Consider the following 17,204-nt stretch of genomic DNA (forward strand, 5'->3'; position numbering starts at 1 on the left):
GAAAGGGAGGCGTACTCACTCCTCTTCCCTTCTTAACGTATAGCGCACCGGGGGGCTTGCGGCAAGGCCCCCGTCGTACCGCAGAATGTCCGGCCTGAGGGCATGACCTGCGGAAATGGGAGTCGCGGAATGCGTGTGCTGTTGACGACGTGGGGATCGCGCGGGGATGTCGAACCGCTGGCGGGACTCGCGGCGCGGTTGCTGGAACTCGGCGCGGAGGTCCGGGTGTGCGCGCCGGCGGACGAGGAGTTCGTGGAGCTGCTGGCCCGGATCGGCGTGCCGCTGGTGCCGCTCGGGCCGACGGTGCACTCGGTGGTCACGGGGGCGAGGCCGCCGTCGCCCGGGGCCGCCTTCCGGCTCGCGCCCGAGCTGGTCGCCGCCCGGTACGAGACGCTGACGGCGGCGGCCGAGGGGTGTGACGTGCTGCTGGCGACCGGCCTGATGCCGGCGGGCGCCCGCTCGGTGGCTGAGAAACTGGGCATCCGCTATGTGTTCGCGTGCTTCCACACGGTCGGCCTGCCGTCGCGGCACCGCCGTCCGCCGTCGCGGCCGGGCACACCGTCCCCGGAGGAAGAGACCGACAACAAGGTGCTGTGGGAGCAGGACGCCCAGCGCGTGAACGCCCTGTACGGCGAGGCCGAGAACAGGCACCGGGCGGAGATCGGGCTGCCACCGGTGGAGAACGTCCGCGACTACGTCTTCACCGAGCGGCCGTGGCTGGCGGCGGACCCGGCCCTCGTCCCGTGGCAGGACCTGACGGATCTCGACGTCGTGACCACCGGACCGTGGATCCTGCCGGACGAACGCCCGCTCCCGGACGAGCTGGAGACGTTCCTGAAGGCCGGCGAATCGCCGGTGTACGTCGGCTTCGGCAGCATCGCCCTGCGCACCACACCGGACCTGGCCGGGATCGCCATCGAGGCCATCCGCGCGCGAGGTCGCCGTGTCGTCCTCGCCCGGGGCTGGGCGAACCTCGCCCCGATCGACGACCGGGACGACTGCTTCGTCGTAGGAGAGGTCAACCACCAGGCACTCTTCCGTCGGGTGGCTGCCGTCGTGCACCACGGCGGCGCGGGCACCACGACGACCGCCGCACTGGCCGGCGTGCCTCAGCTGGTGGTGCCGCAGATCGTGGACCAGCCATACTGGGCCGCAGGGGTGGCCGAGCTGGGCATCGGCGCGGCACACGACGGTCCGACGCCGACCTACGACTCCCTGTCGGCCGCGCTCACCATCGTCCTGGCTCCGGAGACCCGGGCACGGGCGCGGGCCGTGGCCGGCACGATCCGCACCGACGGGACGACAGTGGCCGCGAAGATGCTCCTCGACCCGGCCGGCGGGGAAAGGCCGACCACACGCGCGTGAACCGGCCGAACCCCGCACACGAGAACCCGTACGCACCGGTCCACACGGCCTGCCGCCCGCACGGCCGTGAGCGACCTCAGATCGGAATTGATGCCGTGAACCCCCTGACCACCAGTGCCTTCGACCTTCCCGACCGGCTCTCGGCCAAGGCCGACCCGACACTGATCGCCGGTGACGAGCAGCACTTCGTGGCGATCGCGGAGTGCCTCGACCAGTCGATCGCGGAACTCACCGAGCAGCTCGACGCCGAGCGCAGGGCGCCCGGGGGCATCGGCCGGGCGGCGATGGACCGGGACACGGAGATCCACCGGCTCACCACACGGCTGCGGACACTGCGTCGCTTCGGCCTGGACCTGTGTCTGGGCCACATGGTCGACACCGACACCTCCGAGCCCGTCTACATCGGGCGGCTCGGCCTCACCGACAGCACGGGCCGACGGCTGCTGCTCGACTGGCGCTCGCCCGCCGCCGAACCGTTCTTCGGCGCCACCCACGCCAACCCGATGGGGCTGGCGAGCCGCCGCAGGTACCGCTGGACGCGCGGTCGGATCAGCGACTACTGGGACGAGGTGTTCACGGCGGACGGCTTCGTCGGGCACGCCGCGCTCGACGACCAGTCCGCGTTCATCGCGAGCCTCGGCGGCAACCGCTCGGGCCGGATGCGCGATGTGCTCGGCACCATCCAGGCCGACCAGGACGCCATCATCCGCGCGGGATCACGCGGTGCGCTCGTCGTCGACGGCGGCCCGGGCACCGGCAAGACCGTCGTCGCCCTGCACCGCTCCGCCTACCTGCTCTACTCCGACCCGCGCCTCGGCCACCGCAGGGGCGGTGTCCTGTTCGTCGGTCCGCACCGGCCCTACCTGGACTACGTCGCCGATGTCCTCCCCAGCCTCGGCGAGGAGGGGGTGCAGACCTGCATCCTGCGGGACCTCGTCGCCGAGGGCGCCGCCGCGACCGTAGAGCCCGACCCGGAGGTGGCCCGCCTCAAGTCGTCCGTGGAGCTGGTGCGGGCGATCGAGCCGGCCGTCCGGTTCTACGAGGAGCCGCCCACCAAGGGCATGAACGTCACCACCCACTGGTCCGACATCTGGCTCGGCGCCGAGGACTGGGCCGTCGCCTTCGAGGCGGCCGAACCCGGCACCCCGCACAACGAGGGACGCGAGCAGGTCTGGCAGGAACTGCTCACCATCCTGGTCGAGAAGCACGAGGACACCACTCCCGCCCAGGACGGCGCCGTCACACCCGCCCTGCTCCGCAAGTCGCTGCGCCAGAACCGCGAACTGCTGACGGCCTTCAACCGCGCGTGGCCGCTGCTCGAAGCGGCAGACCTCGTCGGGGACCTGTGGACGGTGCCGGCCTACCTGCGCAAGTGCGCCCCCTCGCTGAGCCGCGACGACGTCCAGCGGTTGCAGCGCGCGGACGCCCACGCCTGGACGGTGTCCGACCTGCCGCTGCTCGACGCGGCGCGACAGCGGCTCGGCGACCCGGAGTCGGCGCTCCGCAAGCGCCGGCAGGAAGCGGCCGTAGCGGCCGAGCACGCCCGTCGTACCGACGTCATCGACAGCCTGCTGCAGAACGTCGAGATCGACGAGAGCGAGGGCGCGATGGGCATGCTCCACGGACAGGACCTGCGTGACGCCCTGATCGACGAGGCCGCCCAGCCCGGCATCGAACCGGACCAACTCGCCGGGCCGTTCGCACACATCGTCGTGGACGAGGCCCAGGAACTCACCGACGCGGAGTGGCAGATGCTGCTCCTGCGCTGCCCGTCCCGCAGCTTCACCATCGTCGGTGACCGCGCGCAGGCCCGGCACGGGTTCACCGAGTCGTGGCAGGAACGGCTGAAGCGGATCGGGCTCGACCGGATCGGCTTGGCCTCCCTGACCATCAACTACCGCACCCCGGAAGAGATCATGACGGAGGCCGAGCCGGTCATCCGCGCCGTGCTCCCGGACGCCAACGTGCCGACCTCGATCCGCAGCAGCGGCATCCCCGTCGGCCACGGGCCCGTCTCGGACCTGGAGTCGGTCCTCGACACCTGGCTCGCCGCACACACCGAGGGGATCGCCTGCGTCATCGGTGACCCGGACTTCCGGGCGACGCCCCGCGTCCGGTCACTGACTCCCGAGCTGTCCAAGGGACTTGAGTTCGACCTGGTCGTGCTCGTCGACCCGGAGAAGTTCGGCGAGGGCATCGAAGGGGCCGTCGACCACTATGTGGCGATGACCCGGGCGACTCAGCAGTTGGTCGTCCTCACGGGCGCGTAACGCCGGGCGGTGCGCGGCGAGTTCGACAACGGACCCGCCGCGCACCATCGTCCGGCCCGGGGTTCAGCCTGCCGACGGCACCGTGAACTCGTAGATCAGGGCGTCCTGTTGGGCCTCCACGACCAGGTCGGTTATCTCCAACGGGCGCGCGTACTGGTCGTGCACGCGCCGGGTCACCCGCACCGAGGGCGCGTCCGGGACCTGGGTGATGCTGTCCCGGTGGTGCAGGGTCAGACCGGCCCGGCGCATCCAGTCGTAGGCGCGCCGGAGCTGGGCCGAGGCGGAGCCGTCGGCGCGGTCGCGGTAGCGGGCGAGTTCCTCCACCTCGGCCAGCGCCACCGCCGAGAACGACGTGACGGCCGTACGCAGTCCGCTGCCGTCGGCCGCCGCGGACGCGTAGCGGTGCACCAGGGTCGGGCGGTTCGGGGCGATCCTCAGGGCCTCCGCGTGGTCCGGCGGGGGAGTTTCCCAGGTCACGGAGGTCCGGTCGAAGCCGGTCGGGTCCGTGCTGCGGGCGCCGACCGGGAAGGTGAGGGAGGACGGGGTCTCGACGGGCAGGCCGGGCAGCGTGGCGTGGCTGCCGCGCCGGTCGGTGGAGACCAGGCCGTCCCTGCGCAGCACCTCCAGTGCCTGTCGTACGGTCTCCCGGCTGACCTGGAAGTGTTCGGCCAACTGCCGCTCGCCGGGCAGACGTTCGCCCGGCGGGATGGTGCCGTCGTGGAGTTCGGCGAGCAGTTGGGTGGCGACCTGCCCGTAGAGGGGCTGGTCGTCGGCGGTCGGGTGGTGGGGGGTGGTGCGGGCCATGCCGCGCCTCCTGTTGGTGACAAGACTGAGGGCAGAACTGGTGACGAAACGTAGCCGTGCGGGCTCGTTGCGCGACCAGATCTAGCATTGGTCTAAACCACCAGGGAAGAGCGGCAGGGCAGTTAGGCCGAAACCGACCCGCGCCGATCACTCCTCACAGCGCGCCGTACAGGGCGTCGATCAGGGCCAACTTCCTCGGGTCGTCGGCGATATGAGGCCCCATCCGGTTCATCACGTAGCCGAGTGACACCCCCCGGTCCGGGTCGGCCAGGCCGCAGGAGCCGCCGAAGCCGTCGTGTCCGAAAGCCCTCGGGTCGGGACCGTACGAGCCGTTCGGGCCGCTGAGCCACAGGCCGAGCCCGATCTCCGTCTCGTGCGTGAAGCCCGCGCCCAGCACCAGGTCACGGCAGCTGCCCTGGCCCTCGCGCACCCGCTCGGCCGCCTCGGGGGAGAGGATGCGGTGGCCGCCGTAGGAGCCGCGTCCGGCGAACACGCCGTAGAGCGCGGCGATCGCGCGGGCCGTGCCGTGGCCGTTCGCGGCCGGGATCTCCGCCGCGCGCCACTCGGGGGTGTTGGCCTCGGCCGCGCCCGCGATCGGGTTGGTCAGAGCGGCGATCGCGGCGGGCGCCAACTGGCTGAAGATCGCGGCCTGTTCACTGCTCGACGCGACGGGCGGATGCACCAGCTCGGCCGCCCGCCCCGCCTCCTTCTCCGGCAGCCCGATGGTGAAGTCGATCCCGAGCGGACCGGTGACCTCCCGTTCCAGGAACGCCCCCGGGAGCAACCCCGAGACGCGGCGCACGACTTCGCCGACGAGGAAGCCGTAGGTGAGCGCGTGGTACCCGGACCGGGTCCCCGGCTCCCACCAGGGCTCCATGGCCGCGAGGCGCCGAGTCGTCAACTCCCAGTCGTAGAGCTGGGCGAGGGAGTGCGGCTCGCGCAGGCCGGCCAGTCCTGCGCGGTGCGACAGCAGGTGTCGTACGAGAATGTTCTCCTTGCCGGCGGCGGCGAACTCCGGCCAGTACGTGGCCACTTGGGCGTCGAGGTCGAGCAGGCCCCGGTCGGCGAGGATGTGGGCGCACAGGGCCACCGGGCCCTTCGTCGTGGACCACACGTTGACCACCGTGTCCCGCTCCCAGGGGCGGGTCCGTGCCGCGTCGGCCCAGCCGCCCCACAGGTCGACCACGGTCTCGCCGTCCACGGTGACGGTCACGGCGGCGCCCAGTTCGTCCCGGTCCCGGAAGTTCTCCTCGAACGCCGTGCGCACCGCAGTGAAGCGGGGGTCGCAGTGGCCGTCGATGGCTGGCTGGTGCTCGGACATGGTGCCTCCGTGGTCCGCCGTGGGTCCGGGCCGCGACGCTGCGACCCGGACCCCCTGAACATACCGACTGGTCGGACTGGGTGGAAGGTGTCGTACGTTCAGTTGAGGAACAGCGTGCCCGAAGGCTCCCGGTGGCCCGGTTCCGTGTGCCAGTAGTCGCGGGTCTCCACGGCCAGCCCTGCCGCGTCGAAGCGCACGAAGACACAGCCGGCGAGCGTGGACGGCTCACCGTCCTCCTCGGCCAGCACCCTGAACTCGGCCACGGCGACGCCGTGTCGGCCGACGACCGGTGCCGAGAACCGCACGTCGCCCACCCGCTCCGCCGCGAACGACCAGCGCAGATACGCGGCCAACCCGGCCCGCCCGCGGTGCGGTTCGCGGAACGGCATCGAGCGGTGGACGCAGTCCTCGGCGTAGAGCTCCAGCAGCGCCGCCACATCGTGCTGCGCCCAGGCGCGGGCCCAGACGCGCACGAACCGTTCGGCGGCCTCATCGGTGGCCATGTCCATAGGGGCGCCTCTCAGACGTACGACCGGAGCCAGTCCAGCTTGACCGCCTCCTGGTAAGGGCCGCCGCCCTCATGGTCGTTGAAGTCGTAGACCTCGATCCGCTTGTCCTCGTGCGCCCAGGCGTTGAACGCGGCGAACACCGTGGAGGGCGGGCAGGTCTGGTCCTCCAGGCCGGTCGAGAAGAGGGCGGGGGCGCGGCCACGGGCCGCGAAGTGGACGCCGTCGAAGTACGAGAGCGTGCGCAGCACGTCCTCGGTGCGGCCACGATGGGTCTTCAGGTAGTTGCCGATCTCCCGGTACGGGTCGCGGTCCGTGAGGGTCGCCGCGCGCGGGTAGTCGCACAGGAACGCCACGTCCGGCGCGACGGCGGCCAGGTCGCCGACCAGTCCGCCGACGGCGACGGTGATGCCGCCGCCCTGGCTCGCGCCGAGCGCCACCGTGCGTGCGGGGTCGACCGACGGGTGCGAGCGGGCCGCCTCCACGGCACGCACCCCGTCCGTGAACACCCGGCGGTAGTAGTAGTTCTCGGGGGCGTCGATGCCCCGGGTCATGAAGCCGGGGTACGCGGGCGCGCCGCCCACCGGGTCCGGGGTGCCACCGCCACCGCCCCACGCGCTGCCCTGACCGCGCGTGTCCATGATGAAGTGCGCGCGGCCGGTCGACGCCCACAACAGGTTCTCGTGCGGGAGACCCCGCCCGCCGCCGTAGCCGACGAACTCCACGACCAGCGGCAGGGGTTGGGCCGCGCCGGCCGGCAGCCGCAGCCAGCCCTTCACCGGGTGACCGCCGAACCCGGCGAACGTCACGTCGTACACCCGCACCGTGGACAGCCCCGTGTCGACCTCCTCGAAGCGGGCGTCGAGATCGTGCTCGCGGGCCTCCTGGAGGGTCTTGGACCAGAAGGCGTCGAAGTCCTCGGGCTCGGCGGACTCACTGCGGTACTCACGGAGTTCGTCGAGCGGAAGGTCGAACAGAGCCATCGATGACCGCCTTTGTGAAGGGTGAGTACGGATGATCACACCGTACGTGTGACATCGGAGGACTCGCCAGGTCTGTGCGGCGCCCCGCGCCTACCATGTCGGCATGTCGCCTGCCGTGGATCTGCTGGTCAAGGACGCCGAACTGCTCGTCGTGGACGGGGAACGCGAGATCCCGGGCGGCTGGGTCGCCGTCACGGGTGGTCGGGTCACCGCCGTCGGCGAGGGAGGGACCGAACCCGAGGCGCGTACGACCGTCTCGGCCGCCGGGCGGCTCGTCACCCCGGGCCTGATCAACACGCACCACCACATCTACCAGAACCTCACCCGCTCCTACGCCCCCGCCGTCAACGGCACCCTCTTCGACTGGCTGACCACGCTCTACCCGCTGTGGGCGAGCCTCGACGAGGAGGCCGCGTACGTGTCGGCGTACGTCGGTATGGCGGAACTCCTCATGGGCGGCTGCACCACATCCTCCGACCACCTCTATGTGCATCCACGCCCCTACCTGGTCGACGCCGAGATCCGTGCCGCCCGCGACATCGGCTTCCGGTTCCACGCGACCCGCGGTTCGATGACCCGGTCCGTCGAGGACGGGGGACTGCCGCCGAGGAGCGTCACCCAGAGCACCGACGAGGTGCTCGCCGACAGCGAGCGGCTGATCAAGGCCCACCACGACCCGGCACCCGGCGCGCTGATCCGGGTCGCGCTCGCACCCTGCTCGCCGTTCTCGGTCACCAAGGACGTGATGACGGCGACCGCGGAACTCGCCGAACGGTACGACGTACGGCTGCACACCCACCTCGCCGAGGACCGGGACGAGGACACCTACTGCCTGGAGACCTACGGCTGCCGTCCCGTCGAGTACTTCGAGGACACCGGGTGGATGAGCGACCGCACCTGGGTCGCGCACTGCATCTACCCGAACGACGACGAACTGCGCCGCCTCGCCGCCGCCGGCGTCGGCGTGGCGCACTGCCCCAGCTCCAACATGCTCATCGGCGGCGGCACGGCCAGGGTCAAGGAGATGCGCGAGCTCGGTCTGCCGGTCGGCATCGGATGTGACGGCTCGGCCTCCACCGACCACGCGTCGTTGTGGATGGAGACCCGGGGTGCCCTGCTGCTCGGCCGCTACCGAGGGGGACCCGGTGCGATGACCGCGCGCGACGCCCTCGACATCGCGACCCGCGGCTCGGCGCGCTGCCTGGGCCGCGTCGACGAACTGGGACACCTGCGGCCGGGAGCGTGTGCCGACCTGGTCGTCTGGGACCTGCACGAAGTCGCCCTGGCCGGCGCGCTGAGCGACCCCGTCGAGGCGTGGCTGCGCTGCGGACCGGCGCGGGCGTGGACCACGGTCGTGGGCGGGCGGGTCCTCGTCGATCGCGGTGAACCAGTGCTGCCCGCGCTGGGGGATGTGCTGCGGGACCACGGGCGGGTCGCACGGCGTATGCAGCAGGGGGTGTAGCGGCGGTCCGTGGGGCGGGATTCGCGGCTCTCGCGTCACGGTCCTTGCTTCGCGGTTCTTGCGTCACGCCCGTCGTCGAGTCCACTGCGGTTCGGTGAGTGCCCAGTCCCGTTCCCACTCGGCCAACCGGTGGCGCAGCGCGACCCGTCGGGTCACTGTCGACGCGAGCAGCACGAGCCCGACCACACCGCCCGTGGCCCACATGCCGACCGTCAACGTGTGCTGCCAGACGGCCACTTCGCCCGGAGGCGGTGCCACACCGCGGCCCTTGGCGTCGAACCACACGTCCACCGCGTCACCGCGCCCGGTCCCCGCGGGGACCGCGGCCGTGGCCGTACGCGTCCCCTTGCCCGGTTCCGTCCAGCGCACCGCCACCAGGAAACTGTCCGGGCGGCTGCCCTCCACGTCGGGGAGTTCGGCGGGCGGGGCGCCGATCACCTCCGCGTGGACGCGGTGACGGTCGGCGCGCGCGGTCGCGGCGACGGTCCGGGCCTGGTCGTGGGCCCACAGACCCGCGGCGGCCCCGGCCAGTGGCGCGCAGACGAACAGGAGGACGGCGACGGCAACAGCCGTCCACGTCTCCACGACATCCGACCGGCGCCGCAGCGGATTGTGCCGCCTGCGCCGACTCCGTACCCGGTTCCGCACGTCGACCTCCTCGCCGTCACCGGAGTCGAGGAACGTGAAGATCCCGCTGCCTCGACACCGCGCACGCATGCGAGCGTCCACACAGCAGTCGTACCCCCTCGGAGGCACTTCCCTCAACCGGAGCCGAGGGGACCGGCAGGCACGGCGGGAGGGACGGCCTCAGCCGAAGCGTTCGATGCGGATGCGGTCCACCGGCTGGCCCGCCTCCACCAGCAGCCGTGAGGCGTGCTCGGCGAACCCGTTGGAGCCGCACACATAGGCCTCCCACCCACCGGGAGGCTGTTCGGCCAGGAGCGGCGCCACATGTGCCGCGGCCATACGTCCCACCGGCACACCTTGTGGCGCGCTGCGCGTGAAGACGGCCGTCGTCTCCGCGCCGTACTCCCGCACGTAGATCAACTCCTCCGGACCGCGCGCCGACACCACCAGCCGCAGCGGCACGGACAGCCGCCGCGCCCGGTGCTGCCGGAGCATCGACATCAGCGGTACGACCCCGGAACCGGCGCCCAGCAGCAGCGCGGGCCGGTCGCCGGGCCAGGCGAAGAAGCCGCTCAGCGGGCCGCGCACCTCGACCTGGTCTCCGGGCTGGGCCACCGTGTGGAACCAGCCGGAGACCTCGCCGCCCTCGACATGGTCCAGGGTCAGTTCCACATGCCCGGTGTCGTCCGGGTGGGAGGCGATGGAGTAGTGGCGCTGCGCCACATAGCCGTCCTCGGCGCGCAGCCGCAGCATCAGGTGCTGGCCCGCCAGATGGCCCGTCCAGCCGGGCACCGCGAACCGGAACGTCGAGGCGTGCGGGGTCTCCCGGCGGATCTCGGTGAGCGTGGCGGTCTGCCACACGGCGGCGGCCCGGTTGCTCACGGCGATGCGGCCCGGCACCGCGAACTTGGTGGCGGGGGCGAAGGTGTCAGTCACCGGAGTACCGCTGTTCCTCCCAGGGGTTGCCCCGGGCGTGATAGCCGTTCTGCTCCCAGAAACCCGGCTCGTCGTGGTCGAGGAGACGCAGGCCCGCGATCCACTTGGCGCTCTTCCAGAAGTACAGGTGCGGCACCAGCAACCGGGCGGGGCCGCCGTGCTCGGCGGGCAGCGGCCGGCCGCCGTACTCCCACGCGATCCACGCACGTCCCCCGGTCACGTCTTCGAGCGGGAGGTTTGTGGTGTACCCGGTGTGCGAATAGGCGACCACATGTGTGGCGGACACATGGGGCCGCACCACATTGAGGAACGCGTCCAGCGATACGCCCCCGAACCGCACCCCGAACTTCGACCAGCTCGTCACACAGTGGATGTCACCCTCGTAGGCCGACGCGGGCAGTTCATGGGCCTGCGTCCAGTTCCAGGTGCGCGGCTCCTCGACCAGTCCGTCGACGCGGAACGTCCAGTCGGCGGGCGCCAGGTCGGGGGTGACCTCGGCGGACAGGACGGGCCAGTCGTCGCCCGCGTCGTACTGACCGGGCGGCAGGCCGGCGTCGGGGACGCGGGGGCGTCCGGTGAAGCCTCGGGTGACGTGCATACGGGTGGAGCCTCCAGGTCGCTGCGGCGCGGGTCCGCCGGGCGAGCGCGATCAGTGGTTTATCGCTTCAACGGTACGCGTCCACCGGGTATGCCCAGGTCCGAGGGGTACCGCCGATCATTGCGGCCGTATGAACTCTCCGGGTTCCGGGGAATAGCAGTCCGGTGGCCGACCTTGGTCTTCAGTGCCGGTGATGTGGTGACTGCGAAGGAGAGTGAGGGAGCAGATGCCGAAGGCATACGTCTTCACGCGATACGGGGGACCTGAAACGGAGGCGCTCGCAGAGGTCGACCGGCCGAGTCCCGGTCCCGGTGAAGTCCTTGTCGCGGTGCGCGTGGCCGGGGTGAACCCGGTCGACTGGAAGCTGCGCACCGGCTACCGGCGGCCCGGCGAGACGGATACGCGCACGTTCCCCGCGGTCTTCGGGAGCGAGGTCTCCGGGACCGTGGCGGAGACAGGCGCCGATGTGGACGGGTTCGCCGTCGGCGACGAGGTCTTCGGCAACACGGTGGCCGGCGGTTATGCCGAGTACGCCCTGCTGCCCGCGACGGTCACCGCGCACAAGCCCGCGGAGCTGTCCTTCGAGGACGCCGCCACACTGCCGGTCGCGGCGGCGACCGCCTTCGACGGCGCCCGTCAGCTCGACCTGCCGGCCGGCGCGACCGTGCTGGTCACCGGCGCGGGCGGCGGTGTCGGCTCCGCGGCCGTACAGATCGCCCGTGCCCTCGGACTGCGTGCCGTGGGCGTGGCGAGCGAGAGCAAGAAGGACTTCGTGGAGTCGCTGGGCGCGGTCCACGTCCCGTCCGGACCCGACCTGGCCGTAAGGGTGCGGGCGGTCGCGCCGGACGGCGTCGACGGCGTCTACGACCTCGTCGGCGGCGAGGTGCTCGCCGAGGCCGCGACCCTGCTCACCGACCCCACGAAGCTGATCACCGCCGGGGCCCCCGCACCCGAGGTCGAGAAGCTCGGCGGGGCCCGCGTCGAACGCGCCCGCACCGCGGCCGTCCTCGACGAGGTCGCGCGGCTCGTGGTGGGCGGCCGACTGGATCCGCACGTCACGCAGACCTTCCCGCTCGATCGGGCGGGCGAGGCCCTGCGGACCGTCGAGGACGGCCACGCGCGCGGCAAGATCGTGATCGAGGTCACCGCATGAGCACGTCCGACGAACGCGTCCTCGACAACCCCGCCCGCGCCGCCCTCACCGGACCGCACGCCCACTTCGCCGAGCGGCGCGGCCGGGTCCTGCGCTACCCGGTCGACGTGACCCCGTGGCTGGCCCTGCCCGACGTGCCCGACGTGCCCGACGCCGACGACTGGGCGGACGTCGCCGCGCTCGCCGGGCCCGGCGCGGAGATCCCGCTGCTGGGCTTCCGGGGCCGGGTCCCGGACGACTGGGAGATCACCTTCGACATCGACGGTGTGCAGATGGTGGACGACGGGATGACCGCCGCACCGGACCCGGAGGCGATCATCCTCGGTCCGGCCGACGTCCCCGAGATGCTCGACCTGGTGGAGCGGACCAAGCCGGGCCCCTTCCTGCCCCGAACCGTCGAACTCGGCACCTACCTGGGCATCCGCCGCGACGGTGCCCTCGTCGCCATGGCGGGCGAGCGTCTTCACCCGCCCGGCTGGACCGAGATCAGCGCCGTCTGCACCGACCCCTCCGTCCGCGGCGAGGGACTCGCGAGCCGTCTCATCCGGGCCGTCGCCCACGGCATCCGCGAACGCGGCGAGACCCCGTTCCTGCACACCGGTGCGGGCAACGCCACCGCGATACGGCTGTACGAGTCCCTCGGCTTCCGGCTGCGCCTTCGCACCGCGTTCCTCGCGGCACGGGCGCCGGAGCACCTGACCGAGACCCGGGCCGTCGGGGTGTCGTAGGCCCGGCTCTTCAGTTCTCCTCGGCGGGAGCCTCGCCCGACCACGCGTTGTAGCGCTCCAGGTAGCCGGCGAACCGCTGCAGATCCTCCTCCGGCCAGTCCGCCAGCCGCTCACGGAAGGCGGCCTGGCGGTTCTCGGTGACCTGGGCGAGGATCCGGCGGCCGGCGTCGGTCAGATGCAGGACCTGGACGCGGTGGTCCTCGGGATCAGCACGCCGTTCGATGAGACCGGCGCGCTCCAGGGCGGCGACCTGGCGGCTGACCGTGGACTTGTCCAGGGCGTAGTGCGCGGCCAGGTCGGTGGCCCGGCGGCCGTCGCGCTCCTCCAGATGACTGAGCAGGGTGTAGGACACCAGGGACAGTTCGGGGTGCAGCCGGCCCGCTGAGGCCCGGGCGCGCCGCGCGAAGGCCGTCATCTCGCGCTGGATGGTCTCCACGGCCCGGTCCGTTCGCACTGCGTCTCCTTCGCTGTCCTGGTTGCACACTACAACTCAGTGGGGAGCCCGGCTCCTCGTCGATCCGGTGCTTCGGGTAGTGTTGCCCTCCGGTCGCGGACGTCCGCGACCCTGAACTCCCGGGAGGTGAGACCCATTTCCGCTGTGTCATGCCGGGTGCTCTCACCTCAGGACGGATCGGATCACCGATAGCAGGTGACCGCGAGAGCGCCCTTCGGCAACCTTCCGAAAGGCTCTCGGCTTCCATGCCTCCTCTTTCCCCCGTTTCCCCCGCCTCCGTCGTCGCCGCGCTCCGTGCCGCGGGCTGTGTCTTCGCCGAGGACGAGGCGCAGCTCATCCTCGCCGCCGCCCGCACCCCGGACGAGGCCGCCGCCATGGTGGACCGCCGTGTCGCGGGCCTGCCCCTCGAACTCGTCGTCGGCCACGCCGAGTTCAGGGGCCTGCGCATCACCGTGGAACCCGGCGTGTTCGTGCCCCGCCGCCGTACCGAGTTCCTCGTCGAGCAGGCCCTCGCCCACGCACCGGACGCGTCCGTCGTCGTGGACCTGTGCTGCGGTTCCGGCGCGGTCGGCGCGGCCCTCGCCGCCGCCCTCGGCCAAGTCGAACTGCACGCCGCCGACATCGACCCCGCCGCCACGCGCTGCGCCCGCCGCAATGTCGCCGCCTTCGGCGGGGAGGTCCACATGGGCGACCTGTTCGCCGCGCTGCCCGGTGAGTTGCGCGGGCGCGTCGACATCCTCGCGGCCAACGTGCCCTACGTCCCCAGCGGCGAGGTCGGCTTTCTGCCCGCGGAGGCTCGTGAGCACGAGCCGCTGGTCGCGCTGGACGGCGGCGCGGACGGCCTCGACATACTCCGCGAGGTCGCCGCCGGCGCACCCGACTGGCTCGCCCCCGCCGGCTGTCTGGTCGTCGAGACCAGCGAGCGTCAACTCCCGTCAGCGGTCGAGGCGTTCAGAAGCGCGGGTCTGGAGACGCGGGCGGCCTACTCCGAGGAGCTGTACGCGAACGTCGTGATCGGTGTCGGGCCGGCCGGCGCGGTCAGGTCGTAGCGCCACTGCCGGACGGGCTGGGCGAAGGTGAACCGTTCGGGCCGCCGCGTCCCCAGGGGCCGTGGCCGCCCTGGAACCCGCCCGGTCCGCCCTGGCCCTTGCGGTCGAGGGTGCCCGTGAAGGCCCGGTCGGCGGTCCTGGTGCCGCTGTCGGAGCGGGTGCCGATCAGGGAGGCGGTGTCGCCCTTCTTGAGCGCGGCGGAGTTCTGGGCCGTGGCATCGGAACTCACGGTCCAGGTCCACGAGGTCCCGTCGTCGCTCTGGACGGTGACCTGGTCGCCGTCCACCTTCGTGACCGTTCCGCGCTGCCAGATCCGTACGACCCACTTGCCGGTGGAGTCGTCCTTGACCGTCGCCTCGCCGTGCACGGCCTTGCCGCCGACCCCGAACCCGAACCACATGCCGCCCCCGTGCCGGAAGCCGGGCCCACCGGGCGAGGGCGAACCGGACGGCGCGGGGGACCCGGCGGCGGGCACCGCGGCGCTGCCCGAATTCCCTGAGGTCGCCGCGTAGGCGACGCTTCCGCCCAGCGCGAGCACACCCACGGTGACCGCTGCGATGACCGCCCGGGCCCGCTTCGAACGCCGCCGCCACAGCCGGTCGAGACCGTGGTCCCGCTCGGCCCCGCCGGGTCCGGCGAGCACCTCCCACTCGGGTGCGTGGTCCGGCATCGGCGGTATCGCCCCGGCGCTGTGGTCGTCGTGTTCAGGGTCGTGCGTCACGGCTCGCTCCCTCGGCCCGGGCGCCCGGCATCCCACGGCACGCCTCCCTGTGATTCTCGACTCCCCCCGATAAGGAACAGGTAACGGCTCCCTGTGAATCCGGGGGCGGGCTCGCCCGGGTCTTTATGCAACTAGTTGCACAAACGCGGTCCCGTCCTCTACAAAAGAGGCACGACACCGCGCACGGAGGGCCCGATGAGCCGTTACCCGCACCTGCTGAACCCCCTCGACCTGGGCTTCACCACACTGCCCAACCGGGTCCTCATGGGCTCCATGCACATAGGCCTGGAAGAGGCCGAGCGCGGTTTCGAGCGCATGGCGGAGTTCTACGCGGCCCGCGCGCGGGGCGGCGTCGGCCTGATCGTCACCGGCGGTATCGCGCCCAACGAGGCCGGCCGGCCCTACGAGGGCGGCGCCAAGCTGACCACCGACGCCGAGGCCGCCCAGCACGCCGGGATCACCGCCGCCGTGCACCGCGAGGGCGGCCGGATCGCGATGCAGATCCTGCACTTCGGCCGGTACGCCTACCACCGGGACCTCGTCGCGCCGAGCCCCCTCCAGGCGCCGATCAGCCCGTTCCCGCCCCGCGCACTCACCGACGACGAGGTCGAGCAGACCATCGAGGACTACGTCCGCACGGCCCGCCTCGCCCGGCAGGCCGGCTACGACGGCGTCGAGATCATGGGCTCCGAGGGTTACCTCGTCAACGAGTTCATCGCCGCGCAGACCAACCACCGCGACGACCGCTGGGGCGGCTCCTACGAGAACCGCATGCGCTTCCCCGTCGAGATCGTGCGCCGGGTGCGCGAGGCGGTCGGCGAGGACTTCATCATCGTCTACCGGCTGTCCATGCTGGACCTCGTGCCCGGCGGCTCCACACTCGACGAAGTCATCAGGCTGGCCAAGGCGGTTGAGGCAGCCGGGGCGACCATCATCAACACCGGCATCGGCTGGCACGAGGCGCGCATCCCGACCATCGCGACCTCGGTGCCGCGCGGTGCGTACACCTGGGTGACCAAGAAGCTGATGGGCGCGGTGTCCATTCCGCTCGTCACCACCAACCGCATCAACACCCCTGAACTGGCAGAGCAGTTGCTCGCCGACGGATACGCCGACATGGTGTCGATGGCCCGCCCGATGCTCGCCGACCCGGACTTCGTCGCCAAGGCCGCCGCCGGCCGCTCCGACGCCATCAACACCTGCATCGGCTGCAACCAGGCCTGCCTCGACCACACCTTCAGCGGGAAGATCACCTCCTGCCTGGTCAACCCGCGCGCCTGCCACGAGACCGAACTCGTCCTCGCCCCAACGCGGTTGCGCAAACGCGTCGCGGTCGTCGGCGCCGGCCCGGCGGGACTCGCCTGCGCGGTCTCCGCCGCCGAACGCGGCCACCAGGTCACGCTGTACGACGCCGCGAACGAGATCGGCGGCCAGCTCAACGTCGCCCGACAGGTCCCCGGCAAGCAGGAGTTCGACGAGACGCTGCGCTACTTCCGCACGCGGCTCGACGAGCACGAGGTGGACGTACGCCTCAACACCCCTGTAACAGCAGATGACTTGGAGGACTACGACGAGATCGTCGTCGCCACCGGAGTCACCCCGCGCACCCCCGACATCCCCGGCGTCGACCACCCCAGCGTCATCGGCTACCTCGACGTCCTGCGCGACCGGGTCCCCGTCGGCGACCGCGTCGCGATCCTCGGCGCGGGCGGCATCGGCTTCGACGTCGCCGAGTTCCTCACGGACGGCGGCGACAAGGCGAGCGAGGACCCGGAGACGTACTTCCGCGCCTGGGGCGTCGACATGGACTACGCGGCCCCCGGCGGCCTCACCGCACCCGAGCGGCCCGCCCCGCCGCGCAGCGTCCACCTCCTCCAGCGCAAGGCGACCAAGGTCGGCGCCGGACTCGGCAAGACCACCGGCTGGATCCACCGCGCCGAACTCAAACACCGGGGCGTCACCATGGTCCCCGGTGTCCAGTACGACCTGATCGACGACGCCGGACTGCACGTCACCGTGGGCGAGGAGAGCACGGTCCTCGCCGTCGACACGATCGTGCTGTGCACCGGACAGGACCCGCGCCGCGACCTCTACGACCAACTGGCCGCCGCCGGACGCAGCGTGCATCTGATCGGCGGTGCCGACGTGGCCGCCGAACTGGACGCCAAACGGGCCATCAAGCAGGGCACCGAGGTCGCCGCCGCACTCTGAGAGCCGTCCCTAGGAT

At 71.8% G+C, this 17,204-nt stretch carries 16 protein-coding genes; 7 read left to right on the forward strand and 9 right to left on the reverse strand.

The genetic code is table 11. The features are described from left to right. Window positions 1-129: 129 nt before the first annotated feature. On the forward strand, window positions 130-1,365 hold the full coding sequence (locus tag OC490_RS27710) for a glycosyltransferase (protein WP_262060730.1): 1,236 nt from the start codon (window positions 130-132) through the stop codon (window positions 1,363-1,365). Window positions 1,366-1,460: 95 nt separating this feature from the next. Continuing rightward, window positions 1,461-3,635 carry an RNA polymerase recycling motor ATPase HelR gene (gene helR / locus OC490_RS27715; protein WP_262060731.1) on the forward strand — a complete coding sequence of 725 codons (2,175 nt, stop codon included), beginning with the start codon at window positions 1,461-1,463 and terminating at the stop codon, window positions 3,633-3,635. A gap of 63 nt (window positions 3,636-3,698) precedes the next feature. Here helR and OC490_RS27720 read toward each other — a convergent pair whose 3' ends face one another. The 4 genes from OC490_RS27720 to OC490_RS27735 form a co-directional block, all read right to left on the reverse strand. Next, a complete protein-coding gene (locus OC490_RS27720) occupies window positions 3,699-4,439 on the reverse strand; it encodes a GntR family transcriptional regulator (RefSeq protein WP_262060732.1) in 741 nt (246 codons plus the stop codon). Window positions 4,440-4,593: 154 nt separating this feature from the next. Continuing rightward, window positions 4,594-5,760: a serine hydrolase domain-containing protein gene (locus OC490_RS27725; protein ID WP_262060733.1), complete on the reverse strand. Its 1,167-nt coding sequence runs from the start codon at window positions 5,758-5,760 to the stop codon at window positions 4,594-4,596. A 98-nt stretch (window positions 5,761-5,858) separates the two neighbouring features. Beyond that, a complete protein-coding gene (locus OC490_RS27730; protein ID WP_262060734.1) occupies window positions 5,859-6,263 on the reverse strand; it encodes a nuclear transport factor 2 family protein in 405 nt (134 codons plus the stop codon). A gap of 17 nt (window positions 6,264-6,280) precedes the next feature. Next, the gene (locus tag OC490_RS27735) at window positions 6,281-7,249 is read right to left on the reverse strand and encodes an acetylxylan esterase (protein WP_262060735.1); all 969 of its coding nucleotides are present in this window, start codon (window positions 7,247-7,249) and stop codon (window positions 6,281-6,283) included. A gap of 103 nt (window positions 7,250-7,352) precedes the next feature. Between OC490_RS27735 and OC490_RS27740 the strand changes: the two genes are divergently transcribed. After that, the gene (locus OC490_RS27740) at window positions 7,353-8,711 is read left to right on the forward strand and encodes an 8-oxoguanine deaminase (protein WP_262060736.1); all 1,359 of its coding nucleotides are present in this window, start codon (window positions 7,353-7,355) and stop codon (window positions 8,709-8,711) included. Between the two features lie 63 nt (window positions 8,712-8,774). Here OC490_RS27740 and OC490_RS27745 read toward each other — a convergent pair whose 3' ends face one another. From OC490_RS27745 to OC490_RS27755, 3 genes are all read right to left on the reverse strand, one after another. After that, window positions 8,775-9,428, reverse strand: coding sequence for a hypothetical protein (locus OC490_RS27745; RefSeq protein ID WP_262060737.1), 654 nt, complete (start codon window positions 9,426-9,428; stop codon window positions 8,775-8,777). Between the two features lie 90 nt (window positions 9,429-9,518). Beyond that, complete coding sequence (locus OC490_RS27750) at window positions 9,519-10,274, reverse strand: ferredoxin reductase (RefSeq protein WP_262060738.1); 756 nt, start codon at window positions 10,272-10,274, stop codon at window positions 9,519-9,521. Continuing rightward, a complete protein-coding gene (locus OC490_RS27755) occupies window positions 10,267-10,872 on the reverse strand; it encodes a sulfite oxidase-like oxidoreductase (RefSeq protein ID WP_262060739.1) in 606 nt (201 codons plus the stop codon). Before OC490_RS27755 ends, OC490_RS27750 begins: the two co-directional genes overlap by 8 nt. Window positions 10,873-11,098: 226 nt before the next feature. Here OC490_RS27755 and OC490_RS27760 point away from each other — a divergent pair, with 226 nt between their 5' ends. Both OC490_RS27760 and OC490_RS27765 read left to right on the forward strand, forming a co-directional pair. Next, window positions 11,099-12,025 carry an NADP-dependent oxidoreductase gene (locus tag OC490_RS27760; protein WP_262060740.1) on the forward strand — a complete coding sequence of 309 codons (927 nt, stop codon included), beginning with the start codon at window positions 11,099-11,101 and terminating at the stop codon, window positions 12,023-12,025. Beyond that, on the forward strand, window positions 12,022-12,753 hold the full coding sequence (locus tag OC490_RS27765; protein WP_262060741.1) for a GNAT family N-acetyltransferase: 732 nt from the start codon (window positions 12,022-12,024) through the stop codon (window positions 12,751-12,753). The genes OC490_RS27760 and OC490_RS27765 overlap by 4 nt, the downstream gene beginning before the upstream one ends. A 10-nt stretch (window positions 12,754-12,763) precedes the next feature. On the opposite strand, the gene OC490_RS27770 is transcribed toward OC490_RS27765, so the two are convergent. Beyond that, window positions 12,764-13,168: a MarR family winged helix-turn-helix transcriptional regulator gene (locus OC490_RS27770; protein ID WP_262060783.1), complete on the reverse strand. Its 405-nt coding sequence runs from the start codon at window positions 13,166-13,168 to the stop codon at window positions 12,764-12,766. A gap of 284 nt (window positions 13,169-13,452) precedes the next feature. Between OC490_RS27770 and OC490_RS27775 the strand changes: the two genes are divergently transcribed. Beyond that, a complete protein-coding gene (locus tag OC490_RS27775) occupies window positions 13,453-14,256 on the forward strand; it encodes a putative protein N(5)-glutamine methyltransferase (RefSeq protein ID WP_262060742.1) in 804 nt (267 codons plus the stop codon). Here OC490_RS27775 and OC490_RS27780 read toward each other — a convergent pair. Next, a complete protein-coding gene (locus OC490_RS27780; RefSeq protein WP_262060743.1) occupies window positions 14,246-14,977 on the reverse strand; it encodes a hypothetical protein in 732 nt (243 codons plus the stop codon). The genes OC490_RS27775 and OC490_RS27780 overlap by 11 nt on opposite strands. 195 nt (window positions 14,978-15,172) lie before the next feature. Between OC490_RS27780 and OC490_RS27785 the strand changes: the two genes are divergently transcribed. Then, a complete protein-coding gene (locus tag OC490_RS27785; protein ID WP_262060744.1) occupies window positions 15,173-17,188 on the forward strand; it encodes an NADPH-dependent 2,4-dienoyl-CoA reductase in 2,016 nt (671 codons plus the stop codon). The last annotated feature ends 16 nt before the right edge of the window (window positions 17,189-17,204 follow it).

Origin of the sequence: Streptomyces sp. STR69, from assembly GCF_024519455.1 — a bacterium.
GTDB lineage: Bacteria > Actinomycetota > Actinomycetes > Streptomycetales > Streptomycetaceae > Streptomyces.

Bases quoted from the DNA above. Each gene is read 5' to 3' on its own strand.
- OC490_RS27710 (WP_262060730.1), top strand. From the start codon at position 130: ATGCGTGTGCTGTTGACGACGTGGGGATCGCGCGGGGATGTCGAACCG.
- OC490_RS27720 (WP_262060732.1), bottom strand. From the start codon at position 4,439: ATGGCCCGCACCACCCCCCACCACCCGACCGCCGACGACCAGCCCCTC.
- OC490_RS27725 (WP_262060733.1), bottom strand. From the start codon at position 5,760: ATGTCCGAGCACCAGCCAGCCATCGACGGCCACTGCGACCCCCGCTTC.
- OC490_RS27730 (WP_262060734.1), bottom strand. From the start codon at position 6,263: ATGGCCACCGATGAGGCCGCCGAACGGTTCGTGCGCGTCTGGGCCCGC.
- OC490_RS27735 (WP_262060735.1), bottom strand. From the start codon at position 7,249: ATGGCTCTGTTCGACCTTCCGCTCGACGAACTCCGTGAGTACCGCAGT.
- OC490_RS27740 (WP_262060736.1), top strand. From the start codon at position 7,353: ATGTCGCCTGCCGTGGATCTGCTGGTCAAGGACGCCGAACTGCTCGTC.
- OC490_RS27745 (WP_262060737.1), bottom strand. From the start codon at position 9,428: ATGCGTGCGCGGTGTCGAGGCAGCGGGATCTTCACGTTCCTCGACTCC.
- OC490_RS27755 (WP_262060739.1), bottom strand. From the start codon at position 10,872: ATGCACGTCACCCGAGGCTTCACCGGACGCCCCCGCGTCCCCGACGCC.
- OC490_RS27760 (WP_262060740.1), top strand. From the start codon at position 11,099: ATGCCGAAGGCATACGTCTTCACGCGATACGGGGGACCTGAAACGGAG.
- OC490_RS27765 (WP_262060741.1), top strand. From the start codon at position 12,022: ATGAGCACGTCCGACGAACGCGTCCTCGACAACCCCGCCCGCGCCGCC.
- OC490_RS27770 (WP_262060783.1), bottom strand. From the start codon at position 13,168: ATGACGGCCTTCGCGCGGCGCGCCCGGGCCTCAGCGGGCCGGCTGCAC.
- OC490_RS27775 (WP_262060742.1), top strand. From the start codon at position 13,453: ATGCCTCCTCTTTCCCCCGTTTCCCCCGCCTCCGTCGTCGCCGCGCTC.
- OC490_RS27785 (WP_262060744.1), top strand. From the start codon at position 15,173: ATGAGCCGTTACCCGCACCTGCTGAACCCCCTCGACCTGGGCTTCACC.